We start from the raw sequence: 18,870 nt of genomic DNA on the forward strand, positions 1-18,870 counted from the left end.
AAAAACTCATTATAATTAGTGATATAAATAAACCCTCATTTTTTGTGATTTTTTTTAGATGGCAGGAGTCTAGCTTTGTGTAAAAATAAAGCCTAAACACCAGCTTACTATGAAAAACTTGCTTCTCGTTTTTGCCGTTTTGGTAATTGCCAGCACTGCTACGGCTAATGATTATTATTGGGTCGGAGGTTCTGGAGATTGGTCCGACTATGAAAATCACTGGGCTACATCTAGTGGTGGCTCTTCATTTCACTCTTCAGTTCCTACCTCATCAGATAATGTGTATTTCGATGAGCAATCATTCACTACAGAATCAAATATCCTTACCATAGATGTGGATGCGACCTGTTTTCATCTAGATTGGTCTGATGTTAATACTCTTGCTCTAGTGAGGGGGAATATGGACATTGATGTATACGCTGATTTAACACTCAATAAATCAACCGATTATTCTGGCTTTTATGGGAATTTTAGGTTAAGAAGTAACGTGACTACCAACATTGATACAGATGCAAATGCTACATTGCTATCAACCTCATCATCATATGGGGGTTTAAGCTTTTTCGGGTCTGGAGTATTCATCCTGTCTGATAGTGTCAACTCTGGAAATATTAATGTTTACAACAATGCGGAATTAGATATTAATGGTCAATACCTGGATATACATCGATTTTATTCATCGAGTTCTTTTGTTGGGCACGTTGATTTTACTGATTCTAAAGTAAATGTTAACTTTTTAGACTTATATTCTGAGGGCGAAACGGCATTTAATTTTGATAATTCCACTCTTAATATTGCCTCTAGGCTCATTCTAGGTAATGGTACTTATGAGTTTGCTGGGGTAACATTATCGGGAGCTCAAATGACGATGAATGCAGGAACCAGTGCATTGATTGATTTTGCGCATTTGACTCTGAATCAAAATTTACAACTATCCATTACACCTGGATCAATCTTGAAGATTACTGAAGTGACTGCCAATGGTACGCCTATTGAGCCAATCATCTTAAGAACTACCAGCCCTGGTCAAGTTGCTAGTTTGTCTTCCGAAACTGGAGTTCATGAGTTTGACTATGTCATTCTGGAGGATATCCAGGCAGTGGGTGGAGCAACCTTTAATGCTACAAACTCTGTGGCGAATGACTTGAGCACAGGTTGGAATGTTACTGCTCCTGAATCTTTGGATTATTACTGGGTAGGAGGTACCGGTAATTGGGATGAATATGAAACTCACTGGGCAACATCTAGTGGTGGATCTACCTTTTATTCTCGTCCTCCTTCACGCTATGATAACGTACACTTTGATGCAAATTCTACTAGTTCCATTGGCACTGCTTATGTGTATTTGACATATGATAATAAGACATGTCAAAATTTTGATGCATCGGAGATCACAGAGAATTTAAGTTTGAGTTATTCTCGATTTATGGAGCCTTTAAGTGTTTATGGGGATGTTAGCCTCTCCAGTCAGATGAATACGAGTAACCTTATGGGCTTTTTTAACATGATGTCAAATGAAAATACTACTATCACCACAGATAATTTGCATTGGAATGGGGTAAATGGAGGATTTAAATTCTATGGAGACGGACCATTTGATATAGTTGATTCATTGATTGTACCGAATGTTCTCTTTTATAATCAAAGTGAAGTCGACCTAAGCGATAAGTATATTAGCGGTAATTCGTTTGCTTTATACAGTGGGTATAATGGGACTTTGGATCTCTCCAACAGTACGATAGATGTTGCAATATTTGAAGACAGAATAGCTAGCTCAGTTGGGGTGTTTTATGACATGTCACTTGACGGAACATCCATTGCGGTGAGTCAAGTGTTTCTATCATACAATGCATTTCAGAATTATGGCAAAGTCACAATCAATCCAGGAGGAGTCTCTGAAATGCGGTTTAGCAATTATACTAATGATGAAATCTTATTTGATACTTTGATAATTCAGCCTGGTGCGATAGTTAGGGTGCCAGACGGGCTTAATTTGAAAACCAGTAGTCTTAAAGCAGAAGGGAATCGCAAAGATTTTATTACAATCAGCTCTGATGAAGAAGGAAAGCAGTTTAGCTTCGAAATTTCCGAAGGTACAATAGACGGAAAGTATCTTGATTTAAGAGATTGTGAAGGAAAAGGTGGGGCTACTTTCAATGCGAATTATTCGATTGATAATGGTAATAACACTAATTGGACTTTCTCAGATATTCCACCGTTGGATTATTATTGGGTTGGCAATTCGGGTAATTGGTCAGATGTAAATCATTGGGCTACCACTAGTGGGGGTGATGTTATTCATGCGACACCTCCTAGCAGAATTGATAGAGTGTACTTTGACCAGAATTCCTTTACTGAAGCAGAACAGCTAGTCACTCTGGACAGTGATGTTGAATTTGGTGGTTTGAGTTTAGATGAGGTTGCAAATTCTCCGGGTTTTCAAGCAGAAGCAGGTATTGAAGTAAATGTTCATGGACATTTCGTTCTGAACTCATCCGTTGACTTCAGCAATTTCAAAGCATCCATTTATACCAAGAGTGATCTGGACTCCACCAGTATTGATTTTGATGGCAATAGCTCATTTTACAATACAAATCTATACTTTGAAGGTTCTGGAAACTACTATCTCAATGGAGATATTAATTTTTACTCAGTTACTGTAAATGATGATGTGAATATTGATTTCAATGGGTATCAGGTTGATTTAGGCTTTTTTGCCATTCATGGATCGGCTAAAGGATCTGTAGATTTTTCCACTTCTGAAATATATACAAATTACTTCTCTAATGGAATCGATTTTTTTGACCAAAGCGAATTTGAATTGGATGCTGATAGTTCCTCTATTTACGTTCGCTCTTCATTTTCATGGTATTCTGATCAGTATAATTATGGAGATCTGACCTTAACAAACGATAACCCTCAGGTTTTTCTCAACAACTATTACTACACCGATTTGAATCTGGCAAAACTTAATATAGAGCCTGGGGCTACTGTAAGTCTTCCTGATGGTCATAAAATCATATGTGAGGAATTAACAGCTATAGGGAACAAAAATCAAATCATTAATATTCACTCAGAAGATGAAAGGTTTCAAGCGATCATAGTTACGGATTCTGCACTTCTCAAAGCAGAATACTTAAACCTAAAAAATATTAAGTCTGAGAGTGAAAAAATCCTATTGGCGAGGTATTCAGAAGATCTTGGAAATAATACAGGTTGGCAGTTTACTAAGCCTCTAGATGCAACTTATTACTGGGTAGGTGGTAGTGGTGACTGGAGTGATGTGAATCATTGGGCGACCTCAAGTGGTGGTTCTTCTCTTCACCGATATTTACCATCAAAATATGATCAGGTCATTTTTGATGAGAACTCCTTCAGTGAAGTAGATCCGCAAATCAATCTGGATACCACAGGAAACATGAAAAACCTGGATATGAGTGGGATTTCTATGCCTGTGGAGCTGATAATGGAAAGCCAAAAGAATTTGAATGTATATGGAGATTTAAGGTTATCATCAGATTTGACAATAAACGGTGTCTACAATCAAGTGAATCTAACAAGCTCAGATTCTGCATTTATAGAAATGAATGGGTTTGAAAATGGAAATTACCTTTCGTTCAATATTGATGGAGAAGGAGCATACACGCTTCAGAGTGACTTTGTAGGTTATTCTCTGAATTTTAGACGAGGGAGGTTTTATATGAATGGCCATGATATAAATCTCAATTATCTAAATCTATATAGGGATTTTGAAGGCGTGATTGACTTTTCCGGATCTAACTTGACGATTTCCTATCTCAATTTGGAAGAGATTAAAAGCTCTGAAATCAATATCATTGAGGATGAACTAACTGTATTTAATATCATTCGCTCTTTTTCCTTCCGAAGTGGTTATTCATTCAATCATCTAGTCCTTGGGGGCGAAGCTTCATTCAGATTCGGAGGGTCTTACGCCTCCAGCATTACTGTTAATAAGCTTGGACTAAAGGCAGGGACGAGTTATACTTTTCGACGTAGTACGACTAATATTGACGAAATCTGGCTTCAAGGAACTTCTGAATCAATTACCAATATTACGTCCTATTACGATGATCAACCATTTACTTTTATTAAGACTAATGGTGAGGTGTCTCTAGGTCAGGTATACCTGAAGGATTGTCATGCTTCTGGTGGAGCTACATTCAGCGCAGTTAATAGTACTGATGGAGGGAATAATACAGGTTGGAATTTTATTTCAGACGATACTGGGCCTTCTTTCATCAGTGGTTACCCTCAAATAACTGACTTAACTGGGAATTCCCTTATTGCTTCTGTTGCGTTAAACGAAATAGGCAAGGTAGGTTACGTTGTACAGGAAACAGGCATGAGTGCACCCACGGTTGAGCAAATTCTTGCAGGTAGAAATGGAAGTAATAACCTTGCCAATATTTCAGGGGAAATAGCCGTTCCTTCTTCTAATACTTCTACCCAATCCGTCATTGGTTCACTAATGCCGGTAACCAGTTACACGATCTATTTTGCTGCGGAAGATGTGGGAGGTACAGCTCAGACATCAGCTTCCAGCATAGCTTTCACAACTAGCAAGGCTAATCAGGTGCTTAGCTTGAATCCTTTTGGTACCAAACGATATGGAAGTTCAGAGTTTGAGATTACTGCAGTTTCTAATTCAGGACTAACAGTTAATGTGTCAAGTAATAATCCTGAAATATTGAGTATTTCTGGCAACACTGCATCAGTACATGGCGCAGGAGAAGTAGTCTTAACACTGAGTCAGGCGGGAAATGCAGCATATGAAGACGCAACCAAACAAGTGACAATAAATATACAGAAAGCCACCTTAAGTATCAGTGTTGCTGATGCAAATAAGGTGTATGGGCAGGAAAACCCTTCATTTACTTTCGACTACCAAGGTTTTATAGGTACAGATGACGAGAGCATTCTCGATGAAACTCCAGAAGCAACTACTTCAGCCAATGAATTGAGTGTTGCAGGAACATATAATATAAACATACAAGAACTGATGGATGAGAATTATGAAATTGTACCATTACCAGGTATTCTAACAATTGCCAAAAAATCACTGACAGTTAGTACAGGGAATTATCAACGAGCATATGGTGGTGAAAATCCATCTTTCATTCTTGAGTATAGTGGGTTTATAAATGGTGATAATGCAGAAGGTTTGGAGTCAGTTCCTGTCGTAATCCCGAATGCAACTCGAAGTAGTAGTGTTGGAGTATATGCAATCACTATTTCTGGAGGCGAGGATAGTAGATATGACTTTGAAGCTTCTCCTGGCCAATTAACCGTAACGAAAGCAGAATTAACACCAACACTCAGCTCACTGACCAAGGTATATGGTGAAGATAACCCTGTGCTGGAGTTCGGTTTTAGCGGATTTGTAAACGGAGAATCTAGAGATGTGTTGGATGTTTTACCAACTGCCACTATCAGTACGACCTCAGCAAGTAATGCCGGTTCTTATCCAGTAACAGTTACCTCTGGGGCTGATAACAATTACGAGTGGACACTGGATGATTATAGCTTCGAGATCACCAAAGCTTCATTATCATTGGTTATGGATGATTACACCAAAGTGTATGGTGCAGCAAACCCAGGATTCTCTTTTTCATATGATGGTTTTGTCAATGGAGATGATGAATCTGACTTAGATGAATTGCCTTCTGTAACATCAGAAGCATCTTCCAGTAGTGATGTTGGAACCTATGCTTTATTGGTGTCAGGAGGTAGTGATAACAATTACAATTATTCCATTTCAGCGGATGCAGACCTTACCATTACTAAAGCACCATTAAGTGTGAGTGTTGGTGACTACACTAAGGTTTATGGAGAATCAAATCCGGTTTTTGAAATAGAGTTTGATGGCTTTGTCAATGAAGACGATGAGAGTGATCTCAGCGATGAATTTGGAGTATCTACAACCGCGGGTCAGTTCTCATCAGTGGGCACATATGATTTGACTTTTACAGGATTGACTCAAACCAATTATGAAGTTGAATCGACGGACGGAAGTCTGGAAATCGTCAAAGCAACATTGAACTTAGAAGTTATAGATAGTCAAAGTGCTTATGGTGAGGATATTGTGATTGATTTCACCTATTCTGGATTTGTCGGAAATGATAATGCTGCAAATCTAGATGAAGAACCTGTACTCGGAGTGGAGAATGCCGCTGATCCAGGCACTTATGAGGTCGTTTTCACTGAAGAAGGTGAGGATAACAATTATACATTTTCATTACCAGATGATGTTAGCCATGAGATCACAAAGGCTACTTTGGTAGCGACTGTGTCAAATTCCTCCAAAACGTATGGAGAATCAAATCCAGAGTTCGAAATTTCATTCTCAGGGTTTGTATTGGATGAATCTGTTGAAGATTTATTAGAAATCCCAACAATAGAGACGCTTGCTGATGAGACCAGCCCTGTTGGAGTATATCCGTTGACATTGTCAGAGGTTTCAGATCCACATTATATCGTTGAATTAATAGATGGAGAGTTTACAATCACCAAAGCATTGCTGAGTGTCATAGTGAACGATACATGGAAATACGCTGGAGAAGTAAGCCCAGAGTTGACATACGAAATTTCTGGTTTTGTGAATAACGAAAATGTAGATGTCATAACGCAATTGCCACTGATAACTACCGAGGTAACGATAGAATCAGCTCCTGGTGAATATGTGATTTCTGCTTCTAATGCTATGGCAACAAACTATGATTTTGACTATATCTCTGGAGTGTTTTATGTACTTAGCGAAGCTCAGCAAGTTATTTTGTTTCCATTAGTTGCCGATAAAAGGTATGGTGATGAAGCGTTCGAATTAAATGCCACAGCTAGTTCTGGTTTGGCTGTAGTTATGGAAAGCTCTGATGAATCCATTCTTTCTGTTAGTGAAGGTATCGCCACGATTCATGGCGTTGGTGAAGTGACAATCACTGTAAGTCAGTCTGGAGATGATGAGTTTGATCCATCAGCGTCAGTTTCCAGATCATTCGTCATTAACAAGGCTGAATTGAATGTGATAGCCGATGATCAGCAAATTACATACGGTGATGAGTTGCCAGAATTGACACTTACTTATCAGGGGTTTGTTTACTCTGAAAATGTTGAAAGTTTTATAGTTGCTCCAGTTGGAATGTTGTCCTCAGATACCATCTCTGAAGCAGGTGAATATGAAATTCTAATTAGCGAAGCATCTTCAGATAACTATGACATTAGCTATGAGTTGGGAACATTGAGCATTCTCAAGGCGTCACAAGTTATTTCTGTAGACTCCATAGAGAATAAGTTGATTACTGATGAGCCTTTTGAAATCACTGCAAGTGTTTCGTCAGACTTGTTATTGAGTTATCAGATATCAGGACCAGCCACAATTCAGGATGAGTTAATTACGCTCAATGGAGAGGAAGGACTAGTTGAAATCACTATTTCACAGTCGGGAAACAAGAATTTTGAGGCTGCTGAAAATGTTACTGTACAGTTCTTTGTGGATGATCCTACTTCCAATTTCGCTCCTGAGCTGGAAACTATAAATCCACTGTTAGTGACCGTTGGGGAGATTGTTTCATTCAATGTGATCGGTTCTGATGAGGATATTCATGATCAATTGCATTACACTCTGGATCAAATTTCTGTGGACAAGGGCATGGAAATTGGCGAATTGTCTGGTGCGTTCTTATGGAGGCCTGAATTGCAAGATGTCGGATCGCATACTTTGGTGGTCTCTGTGTCAGATACCAAAGAAACGGTGTCCATCACATTGGAGATAGAAGTTGTGAGTAATACGCTTAGCGCTGATGCGGACGGTATGTCAGTGGTGCTTTACCCTACAGAAATTGAAAATGATCTGACACTTTCGATTACGGATTCTCAAACGGGACAGGTTTCAGTTCAAATTCTCAACTTATTTGGACAGGTAATTCAGCAAGAGATTTATCAAAAAGATTTGTTGTCCAAGGAGGTTCTTATTGAGGTCAATCCTGACTTGACTTCCGGTGTGTATATCGCTTTGGTTCGCTTTGGAAATCGCACTCATACTCAAAGAATTATCAAGAAATAAAGACTCATATCTGGGGTTGACAGGAGTTATGGGTTGGTAACTCCTGTTCAAAGGCATCAAGCGATTGATGCCTTTTTTCATTATTTGATAGCCTAATTAATCAGTATCTTTTCGGGAAACTTACATCAATGCATTGGACAGAAGACAAACTGGCTATCCTTTCCGGGTTCATCATCTTATTAATTGGGTCTATTCCATTTTTGATCCTTCCCTTGGCGGATGTGTACATTCTGGAATTAATTGATCCTCTAAAGGCCATGTCTGTAAAACTTGACAAATGGCAGTACAATCCTTTGGATTCGTTTCATTTAAAGTGGTTCGGACTTTTTCTGTTGTTTACATTTTTATCCATTCTGCTTTCGTATGGAATAAAGAAGCAGGGAGGTCAATTTGGCTCATTTATCAAAGGTTTTGCCGTAGTGTTTTTAATAGCGGTTCTGGCCAATCTTTTAGGAAGTCAAACAGAGTTTAAAACGGCTGGATTGGGTTATACACTATGGGCTATTGTCCTTGGAATGGTCGTAAGCAATGTTTGGGGTATCCCAGAATGGTTGAAAGCGGGATTAAAACATGAATTTTTTATCAAAACCGGTCTTGTGCTATTGGGAGCTGAGGTGTTGTTTGGAAAAGTATTAGCCATTGGTTTGCCTGGGTTGTTTGTTGCCTGGGTTGTTACCCCAATTGTTTTAATAACCACTTTTTGGTTTGGGCAACGCATCTTGAAGATTGGATCAAAAAGTCTCAACATTACCATAAGTGCAGATATGTCGGTTTGTGGAGTTTCCGCAGCTATTGCCACAGCTGCCGCTTCCAAAGCTAAAAAGGAAGAGCTTACCACAGCTATTGGATTATCCATGGTATTTACATCAGTTATGATGGTTGCATTGCCGGCTTTGATCAAGGCGTTGGAAATGCCAGAAGTGTTGGGAGGCGCTTGGATCGGGGGAACGGTGGACGCGACTGGAGCTGTGGTTGCTGCCGGAGCATTTCTGGGAGATACTGCCCTTAATGTAGCAGCAACTATTAAGATGATTCAGAACATTTTAATAGGAGTGATAGCCTTTGGAGTGGCTGTTTATTGGGCTACGAAAGTTGAAAAGAAGGAAGGTCAAAAAGTGTCCAAATTGGAAATATGGAACAGGTTTCCAAAGTTCATTCTTGGTTTTATTGGAGCTTCCATTTTATTTTCTATTCTTCAGCAGGTACTTTCATCAGAAGACTCTGTGAGCATGATTGAAAAGGGAGTGTTTAGTTTCTCCAAATCAATGCGCGGATGGTTATTCGCTCTATCCTTTGTGAGTATTGGGCTTTCTACCAATTTCAAAGAACTAAAGTCACATTTCCATGGAGGTAAGCCTTTGATACTTTATGTCTGCGGACAATTATTGAATCTTGGTTTGACGTTATTGATGGCATGGATCATGTTTTATCAAGTATTTCCTGAAATCACCGAATCCTTATGAAGAAACTTTTCAAAGTGATAGGTTTTGTTGGAATGGTTATGCTTTTACAAGTGATGATTAATCAGTTGAATAAAAGTGCGTTTAAATCACAGAAACAAATCATTGAAAGTAAGGATATTGATCCCGCGGTGTTTTTTTATACAGAAAGTGAACAGGCACTAAAAGCTGAAAAAGTGATCAGAAAGCGTATTACTACTCGATCTGAATTTTTTGAGTAGTGACTTTTCCTCCTTGGTCAATTTTCAAGAGATAGGTTCCTCGTTTTATGTGAGAGATATCAACACTAGATGATTCAAACTCTTTTATGGATTGTCCAGCCAAATTCATAATCGTACCTGTAAAAGAGCTTTTGATGCCGGAAATGTGGAGTAGGTTAGATGTTGGGTTCGGGAAAATAATAATCTTCTGATCGTTTGTGCTCAATACCACTTCTTCCCCTTCGGTCCAAAAGTGCTTTTGATACAAATGGTCTAGTCCTGCTGAAAGATATACCAGCGGAGCATTCCAGTTGATGGTTATTTCATTTGTGGAATAGCTGCACCAGTCGTCCAGATAGCATTTGGCAGGAATCGAAGAAGGGTAGGCACTGGATCCACAGTCATCATTCGTGTTGTGTGGATTAGGGCCTCCAGCTAAAAAACCTGGAACAGGATCTGCAATCGCGTCAGCTTCTGATTGTCGATGGTGAATATTCATTGGAGTTTTATCACCAAATCCGGTTACATAACTATATCCAGTTGCGTTTCTTCCGATTAAATAATCAAGCGCTGAATTGGCGGCATCAAAATAGTCTCTGTCTAGCGTCAATGTGAAGGCTTTTAATAGAAGCATGCCCTGATTGGCAGGAACGGCATTACTGCCCCAGTAAAAATCACTGTTTGGAATGAGGTATGGTGATGTTGTACGCCCATTAAGAATACCGGATGAAAGATTGATGAGTTTGTTTTTTAGAGCTGTAGTGTCAAGTTGTTCAGCTACTTCTTTGCGGTTAGTCACAAGCGAGAGTAATCCTAAAGTTTCAACGTTAGGCCATCCTGGCCATCCGAAACTTATGCTGAGGTCTATAGCTGAAAAATAGGTGGATTCACCAGTAGAAATGGCTAGTTCACATGCAGCCCAAAAAAACTCATCCTGAAAATTATTATCTCCATATCCTCCAGTATTAACTGCTGGATATCCGCTTTCAGCAGCGGGATTTGTATAGGCTATATTTGGATGTTCCATGGCCCAAGTCCAGGCTAGTTGTGATTGTTCCAACCATTGTGTTGACTTCTCTGGAAGTATGTCTTTGTAGGTTCTGGATGCCATGGCCATTACAGCGGCAAAATCCAATGTAGCCGCGGTGCCTTTAGCTACTACATAGCGAGTAGCAGTGGCTTGATTAGGCATTACCGCCCCTTGAAAATTCGCATGAGTAGTTTTGTTGTATACTCCTCCATCTTCATCTTGCATGGTCGCCATCCAGTCCAGATTCCAGAGAATTTCATCCAATATATCAGGGATCTCATTATTTGATTCGGGAATGTTCAGGTTCAAAGAGTTGTAGAATTCTGGATAATCTTCATAGGCTGCCAAGAGTGTATAGGTGCTGATACCTGAGTTTACGATGTACTTGTTATAATCTCCAGCGTCATACCATCCTTTGGGTGTAGATATCACCGTTCCTGCTGGTCTTGTGGCTGTAGCGGCAGAAGGCAGCACGATCACCTGATCGTCTGCATGGCCTGCAGCTCTTTGGAATTCTCCTGCATAAGTTTCTTCCAGGGCAGTAGAGGCTCTATTGAAATAATAGGCCTTGATGGAGCCAGAAGCCAATGATCTGATGGACTCATCTGAAATTCTGAATGTATGAGATGTTTCTCCAGTTGGGAGTCTTAGTTGATAGCTTCCACGAATTTGCAATGCTGAAAAGTCTGCGATTTTCACATTTTCTTGTGATTGATTCCAATACTTAGCATCTAATAAGGTGCCTTCGTATACTACAGAACTATTCTGAATGATTTCGAAGGAAGCGGCATCAGAGTCTATAACAGCCGCTAATTTTTCGCCATTTGGGAAAAAACCTAATTGGTTAATTCGTATGCTTTCTTGAGCAGTTGCAAAGAATGATAAAAGGATGGCTGTAATACTGATCAGGGTTTTCATCACATTTAGAGTTAAGCTTAATTTAAATCTAAGGTGAATCACAGAGTTTTGAACCATCAGGTAGGTATGCAAAGACATAATATACCTCAAGCATTGACATTGAATGGCGGGTTCAATTGCTGGCTGTTCCCAGTTTTAGCCTAATAATAACTTTAAATTAAATTTTTTTCAATGCTCACGCGAATGAGCTGGGCAGTATTGCTTACAGATAGCTTCTCCATGATGTTTCTTCGATGTGCATCTACTGTTCGAGTACTCAAATTCAGATCGTAAGCAATTTCCTTGTTTGTAACGCCTTCAGCTAAAAGTTTCAAAATTTGTAGTTCTCTTCGAGTTAACTGGTAAGCTGTTGTGATAGATTGTGAGCTTTTTTTCTGATGTTGATTGCCCAGTATATTCATGACAAGTTGCGAGTAAAATGTTTCGTGCTGAGCTACTTTTCGGACTGCAGAAATGATAAGTGCTTCATTAGATCCTTTGAAAATATATCCCAAAGCGCCATTTTGATAAGCACTTATAACATTGTCCTCGTCATAGGAAGCAGAAATAATTAATACCGAGGTTGGTAGGCCTTCATTGATGATGTTTTGAGCTATCTCGATTCCACTCAGTTCTGGCATGAACAGGTCGGCAATGAGTACTTTGGGCTTCCATTTCCGCACCAGGGCGAGAGCGTCAGAACCATTTCCAGCTTCATCAATTACACGGAAATCCTCTACTTCGCTGAGTAGTTTAATCAGCCCATAACGGATCAGTCCATGATCATCTGCAATAACTATATCTATTTTTTCTTGCATTTACGTTGTTTGTAAATGATTGATAATCAGTTATTTAAATTTATGAAAAAACTTACATCAAACAAGGTGTTAATAATGTCGCCTATACCTAATAATACAATAACCTAATTTCTCGATTTAGGCAAATGACCTATCAAAATAGGCTCTTTTTGCTATTGTAGCGGCATAGTGAGAATTCTAATTTTGATTTAGTGTTCGTACCATAAGGTAAAACACTAATCATCAAAAATCAACTACGCTTTAAATGAGTACAGAAACCACTATCAAGCCATCTAAGAATGGCAAGGCAGAACACGCGCCTTCAATTCAAGAATTGAACGACAGGATCCGTTTGCTGCAACTGAAAAATGAGGAGTTGGAAAAGGAGCAACGAACGCATCAGCAAACACTGGAACAGGCGGTAGATAGCATCATCATTATCGATTCTGATAAGAAGATCACTTTTTATAATGAAGCAGCTGAGCAAATGTTTGGGTATACCCGATCTGAGGTTGTTGGACGAGAGGTGCATACCATTATTCCTTCAATGCATGGATTTTTTCAAGATTCATTCTCTGAAAATGGTAACGGTATAGTCGCTAATAAACCAATAAGAGTTGTCCATGAATTAGAAATGACCAGAAAGAGTGGTTCCAGGTTTTGGGGTCATTTGTCCTTGAGCAAAGTAGTTGATGATCGTGGTGAGGTGCAATATACTGCCTTCATTAAAGATATCACTCGCGAGCGTGCTTCTAGGGCTGAAGCTGAGGGTCTACTGACGGCAATGAATGCTAACTCCGCTTTGGTAGAGTATGATTTGGATGGTAATGTCAAAGCAGCAAACAAGACTTTTCTTGAGTCTATGGGGTATTCCCTGGATGAAATTATAGGTAAGAATGATCGTATCTTCATTAGACCGCAAGAGAGTACGCAACATGCGAATCTTTGGAGTGTTCTACGGAGCGGAGATGCTACAATGGATGAATTTAGGCGATTGACCAAAGATGGAGATGATGTATGGTTTATAGGTACTTATACTCCTGTGAAGGATACTTCAGGAGAGATTATCAAAGTAATCTGTTTGTTCAACGACATCACTGAGCAAAAGATGAAACTGAACGATTACATTGGTCAAATAGAGGCAATTAATAAGTCCAGTGCGGTCATAGAGTTCAATATGGACGGCACGATTATCAAAGCGAATGACAATTTTCTTGGCACTGTTGGGTATCGTTCCGATGAAGTGGAGGGAATGCATCATAGAATATTCTGTGATCCTATTTATGCCAAGTCAACAGAATATAAGAAGTTTTGGGAGCAATTGAATGAAGCGCAGTATGTCACAGGTGAGTTTGAAAGAACGACTAAATCAGGTGATAAAATTTGGCTTCAGGCTGCATACAATCCTATTTTGGATATTGACGGTAAACCTTATAAAGTGGTCAAATTCGCCACAGATGTGACTGCTCAAAAACGAGCCATGAAAGAGCTGAATAGAGTGGTGAACATTGTAATGGAAGATGGTGATCTCAATGTTAGAGCCAACTTTCAGGATGCTACAGGTATTGAGCTGGAACTACTTCAATCAATCAATAATCTTCTTGAAGGCATAGCTATTCCTGTTTTAGAAGTAAGCAAGGTGATTTCAAATCTTGCAGATGGGGATTTGACCACAGAAGTATCAGTAGAATGTCAGGGTGACATTAAGAAAATGGCTGATAGTCTTTCTGTTGCAATGAGTAATTTGAACGAGTTAATGAGTGATATCGAGAATAACAGCAATCTGATTGCAGCCAATTCTGACCAAATGCTCATTAAAAGTGATCAGATGCAGGGAACTACATCACAAGTAGCTACCGCTATTGGGCAAATGGCCGAAGGGGTTCATGATCAGGCATCACAAATTGATGAATCTTATAGACTTATTGAGCTCGTAAGAAATTCAGCAGAAAATGTCGGCACTCAAGCTGAGAGTATTAATAATGCCGCGTCCAAAGGTCAGGAGAACGCCAAGAAAGGTCTGGATACAGTTAGAAAGGTAGTTGAGAGTATGACCCAGATTCAAGGTTCTGCTGGGGTTACCTCGGAATCAATCGCCGTGTTGACCAAACGCTCTGAGGAGATCGCCAAAACATTGAATGTAATTACGGACATTGCCTGGCAGACCAACTTGTTGGCACTGAATGCTGCTATTGAAGCCGCGAGAGCTGGAGATGCAGGTAGAGGCTTTGCCGTGGTAGCAGAGGAAATCAGAAAGTTGGCAGAAGATTCCAGAACATCTGCGGGAGATATTGAAAGTGTGATCAAAGCAGTGGCTCAAGATATTTCTCAAGCGGGTAAAGCTATCAGTGAGATGAGTGATAGTGTGAAGACTGGAAATCAGGCAACAAAAGAAGCGGAATCAGTCTTCGTAGAAATTGACAATTCTGTGGTAGAAACTCTGGATTTCTCAAAAGAGGTACTCAAAGCCACCGAAATACAAAAGTCAAGCATTGACGAGACAGTGAGTAACATTGAAAAGATCGTTGTGGTAGCAGAACAAACATCTTCCGGAACAGAAGAGATAGCTACATCAGCTAAGGATTTGAGTAATGGCATGATGGAATTCAATTCATCTAGTAAAGGTCTAGCTGATATCGCAAATGATCTACGAGCAGGGGTTTCCAAGTTTAGATTGAAAACTAAATAATTCAGTTCATGGAAGCGAAAATGCAGGAAATGCTCGAAGAGAAAGAGCGTGTTGTAGAAGATACGGGTGAGAAGATCCAATTGATTGTGTTTAATCTCGCAGCGGAAGAATATGCAGTCCCTATTGAGCAGGTTAAGGAAATTGTTCCTACGCCAAAGATTTCTCCCGTGCCTCAAACTCCAGAGTACGTGGTGGGCATTGCCAATATTCGAGGGCAGGTTTTGTCGGTAATTAACCTCGAAAAGAAATTTGGTTTTCATCAAGAAACTCACGTTTTAACATCAGATAAACGAAACTCTAGTTTTGTTCTGGTTATAGAGCATGAGGATACAAGTATCGGTGTTGTGGTCAATCAAGTACCCACAACCTTCGCTGTGCCAGTTTCCAAGATTGATAGTTCGGATCAGATGATGCAGCATTCATCAATGGATGCAAGTGTGATAAAGGGAGTAGCTAATACTCAAGGTAGGTTGATCATTTTGATTGATATTCTTAGAATGTTAGAGCTTGGGGAGATTAAGACAAATCGAGATAGTTGAAAATGGCTGGTAAGTTAAAAGTGTTAATTGCTGAAGACTCTGGATTAATGCAGTTGCTTATTCAAAAAATATTGCGTTCTGATGAGGGCATCGAGGTGGTTGGCAAAGTAGCCAATGGCAAGGATGCTTATGAGTTTACTCTCAAAAACCAGCCTGATGTGGTTATCATGGATATTCAAATGCCCGAATACGATGGTCTCTATGGAGTGCGTGAAATTATGGCGCATTGTCCCACGCCAATTGTGGTGTTGAGTGCACTAGGGTACACCAACATCAATCCGATCATGGAGTCACTCAAGTTAGGAGCTTTCGATTATCTGAATAAACCTATTGGTGATATCAAGTTAAAAGTTATTGATTCTGAAATCATCCGTAAGGTGAAGCTTGCTGCGAAGGTAGGAGTACGGAAGAGCTTCGATATTCCAGAAAGACCGAGAGTCAAAACGTTCTTTGGTAAAAGTAACTATGAACTACTGATTATTGGTTCTTCTACGGGAGGGCCAACTGCAGTTGAGAAGTTGCTTTCGCGGTTACCAATGAATTTGCCATTAGCTGTATTGGTTGTTCAGCATATGCCGCCCAATTTCATCTATTCGTTTACACAAAGACTAGATTCCATGTTGCCTCATTCGGTGAAGGTAGGTTATGCAGGCACCGTGATTAAGCCAGGAGAAATCTATGTGGCTATGGGAGATCGGAATACTACATTGGTGAAGAATGAAGAAGGAGAAATAGTGATTGAAGAATCAGCGAAAAATTTTCCGGAGTACAATAATCCATCAATAAACTCTATGATGTATGCTGCAGCTGAGTTGTATGAGGGAAAAGCCATCGGGGTTATTTTAACAGGTATGGGCAGAGATGGAGCTAAAGGTCTGAAGGAGATTCGCAATCATGGTGGGTACGCAATTGCTCAGGATAAAGAAACCTCCGTTGTTTTTGGTATGCCTAAAGTAGCTATCGATAATGGAAGTGTCCATGAAGTGATTCCCATAGATACAATGGGTGAATATATTGTTGGCTTATTATCCAGGATTTGATGGAACTGAAACTGACACCTCAGGAAGAACAAGAAATTCTAGAAACGTTCATTGCGGAATCTTCTGACAAACATGAGCAGTTGGATACTTTTTTAACTGCTTTGGAAGCTGAGCCATCGAGCAAGTCAATTTTACATGACTTGAATCGTGTATTGCACACGCTAAAAGGTAATGCGATGAGCATGGGCTTTTCAGCCATCGGTGAGTTGTGTCATCTTATGGAGGAGATTTTCTCTTACTATAAAAAGGGAGTATTAGAACTTAATAAAGATGTTTTTGATGCTTTATTTAAATCCAGCGATAAGCTAGGCGAGTTAATTAGAGGCATCAATGAAGATAAAAGGATAACCCACAAAGGCATTAAGACACGGTTAGAGGTCTTAATTCGTGATGCTAAAGGTGAGGAGTTGGTAGTTGAGCATACTGAGCCTACCGATATTCAAATTACTCCGGAAGTAATCGCTCAAGACTGTGAGTATGTTCCTACTGATGAAGAGTTAGTAAGTCAGGAAAATGAAGAAAGTCAAGAGCCTCAAGAGCAAATAGTACAACCGCTTCCAGAGGAACCAAAAAAGGAAAAGGCTTCGTTTTTTGTTGATCTTGTAAGACGACTTTCGAGATATATTAAAGGATTATTTGGGCTGAAAAAAGATCACAACATAGAGGAGGAGCGCGGACACTCCTTTTTATCTAAGAAAGAAGAACGTCCAAGCCTTACTGTGGATAATGAGGCTTCATTTTATGCCTTATTTGAGGAGAATTCTGATGAAAATGCACCTCCGGAACAATCTGTAGAAGAAGCCATTTCTGACCCTGAAAATGTACTTATTGAGGAAGAGATTGTTGTTGAAAATGATATTGAGTCTACTGATCTTTTGGATAAGTTGTATGACAAGGTAGAGGTTTCAGATACTGTGCAGGTTCCTATTCGCAAGCTAGATGCCCTGATGAACCAAATGGGGCAATTGATTATCGAACGTGATCGTTTGGCATCAAAAGAAGATAGTCGAGCACACAAGGCGGAATTGGCTAGTTTGCATAGAATCACTTCTGATCTTCAGTACAGTGTTATGAATGTTCGCCTGGTACAGGTAGGAACTTTATTCAATAAATTTCATCGGGTCGTAAGAGACGTAGCAGAGGTAGAGAAGAAGATGGTTACGCTACAGATCAAAGGTTCGGATGTAGAAATCGATCGCACCGTATTAAAAACGATCAGTGATTCGTTAATTCACCTGGTTAGAAATGCCATCGGACATGGACTAGAAACCGCTGATGTTCGTAAAGAATTAAACAAACCTGTAACAGGAGTGGTCACTTTAAATGCTTACAGTGATAAAGATCATGTGATCATTGAAGTTACTGATGATGGAGCCGGGGTGGATCCTGAAGCAATACGAGAAAAACTGATCAGTAAAGGCATTGTGTCATCCCAGCAAGCCAAGTCAATGAGTGATGATGAGTTAATCATGCATATTTTTCATACTGGATTCTCTAGTGCCAATCAGGTAAGTGAAATTTCTGGTAGAGGTGTAGGCATGGATGTGGTGAAAAAGTCAGTGGAGACAATAGGCGGCCAGGTCAATGTTCAAACCAAAGTAGGGTTTGGCACTACTATCCGATTGAAATTACCAGCGTCATTAGTTGTAAAAGGAGTGCTGATGTTTACTATGCAAAGTCAGGAATATGCAGTGCCTTTGGCGTATACAGCGTCAGTAATTTCATTGACTAAAAAGGACATTCGCAAAGCTGGGTTAGGTCTGATGGCCACATTCCTGAATAAGCCTATTTCTATTGTGTTTTTAAGTGACTTGTTGCGCATGGACGATTTTTCTGAAATATATGACCATGGCAATCTCCACCGTTCATTTGATGAGAAGTCAAATTCCGAAAAGTTTGAAGTTGTGGTAGTGTCCAATTCGGGAAGAGAGTTTGGAGTGGTTGTGGATAAGTTGCTTCAGCAAAAAGAAGTGATTGAAAAACCGCTACCCTATCCACTTGAAGGTAATGTCTTATTGAGCGGAACAACAATTCTCGGTACAGGAAATATCTGCATGATATTAGATGCTGTGGCAATTACAGAAATGTTGTACTCCACCAAGTTTAAAGTGTATGAATCTCAAAAAGCATCCTAGTTT

At 39.7% G+C, this 18,870-nt stretch carries 9 protein-coding genes; 7 read left to right on the forward strand and 2 right to left on the reverse strand.

The genetic code is table 11. The annotated features are described in order from the left end of the window. The first annotated feature begins 109 nt into the window (after positions 1-109). From NXS00_RS21380 to NXS00_RS21390, 3 genes are all read left to right on the forward strand, one after another. A complete protein-coding gene (locus NXS00_RS21380) occupies positions 110-8,080 on the forward strand; it encodes an MBG domain-containing protein (protein WP_258101315.1) in 7,971 nt (2,656 codons plus the stop codon). 128 nt (positions 8,081-8,208) lie between these two features. Next, positions 8,209-9,543 (forward strand): YeiH family protein, encoded by a 1,335-nt coding sequence (locus NXS00_RS21385; protein ID WP_258101316.1) that lies wholly within the window; start codon positions 8,209-8,211, stop codon positions 9,541-9,543. Further along, positions 9,540-9,761 carry a hypothetical protein gene (locus tag NXS00_RS21390; protein ID WP_258101317.1) on the forward strand — a complete coding sequence of 74 codons (222 nt, stop codon included), beginning with the start codon at positions 9,540-9,542 and terminating at the stop codon, positions 9,759-9,761. The genes NXS00_RS21385 and NXS00_RS21390 overlap by 4 nt, the downstream gene beginning before the upstream one ends. Here NXS00_RS21390 and NXS00_RS21395 read toward each other — a convergent pair. Both NXS00_RS21395 and NXS00_RS21400 read right to left on the reverse strand, forming a co-directional pair. Then, the gene (locus NXS00_RS21395) at positions 9,736-11,688 is read right to left on the reverse strand and encodes a glycoside hydrolase family 9 protein (RefSeq protein WP_258101318.1); all 1,953 of its coding nucleotides are present in this window, start codon (positions 11,686-11,688) and stop codon (positions 9,736-9,738) included. The two genes, NXS00_RS21390 and NXS00_RS21395, sit on opposite strands and share 26 nt — an antisense overlap. Before the next feature lie 152 nt (positions 11,689-11,840). Continuing rightward, entirely contained in the window at positions 11,841-12,485 is a 645-nt protein-coding gene (locus tag NXS00_RS21400; RefSeq protein WP_258101319.1) for a LuxR C-terminal-related transcriptional regulator, read from the reverse strand. Between the two features lie 244 nt (positions 12,486-12,729). Here NXS00_RS21400 and NXS00_RS21405 point away from each other — a divergent pair, with 244 nt between their 5' ends. Genes NXS00_RS21405 through NXS00_RS21420 form a run of 4 tightly spaced genes read left to right on the forward strand, consistent with a single transcriptional unit; the run spans position 12,730 to position 18,867 of the window. Further along, positions 12,730-15,153 carry a methyl-accepting chemotaxis protein gene (locus NXS00_RS21405; protein ID WP_258101320.1) on the forward strand — a complete coding sequence of 808 codons (2,424 nt, stop codon included), beginning with the start codon at positions 12,730-12,732 and terminating at the stop codon, positions 15,151-15,153. An 8-nt stretch (positions 15,154-15,161) separates the two neighbouring features. Further along, positions 15,162-15,692 carry a chemotaxis protein CheW gene (locus tag NXS00_RS21410; protein ID WP_258101321.1) on the forward strand — a complete coding sequence of 177 codons (531 nt, stop codon included), beginning with the start codon at positions 15,162-15,164 and terminating at the stop codon, positions 15,690-15,692. A gap of 2 nt (positions 15,693-15,694) precedes the next feature. Beyond that, positions 15,695-16,732: a chemotaxis-specific protein-glutamate methyltransferase CheB gene (gene cheB / locus NXS00_RS21415; RefSeq protein WP_258101322.1), complete on the forward strand. Its 1,038-nt coding sequence runs from the start codon at positions 15,695-15,697 to the stop codon at positions 16,730-16,732. Next, positions 16,732-18,867 carry a chemotaxis protein CheA gene (locus NXS00_RS21420; RefSeq protein WP_258101323.1) on the forward strand — a complete coding sequence of 712 codons (2,136 nt, stop codon included), beginning with the start codon at positions 16,732-16,734 and terminating at the stop codon, positions 18,865-18,867. Before cheB ends, NXS00_RS21420 begins: the two co-directional genes overlap by 1 nt. Positions 18,868-18,870: the final 3 nt, after the last annotated feature.

The organism is Marinoscillum pacificum (assembly GCF_024714495.1).
In the GTDB taxonomy this organism is placed as follows: Bacteria; Bacteroidota; Bacteroidia; order Cytophagales; family Cyclobacteriaceae; genus Marinoscillum; species Marinoscillum pacificum.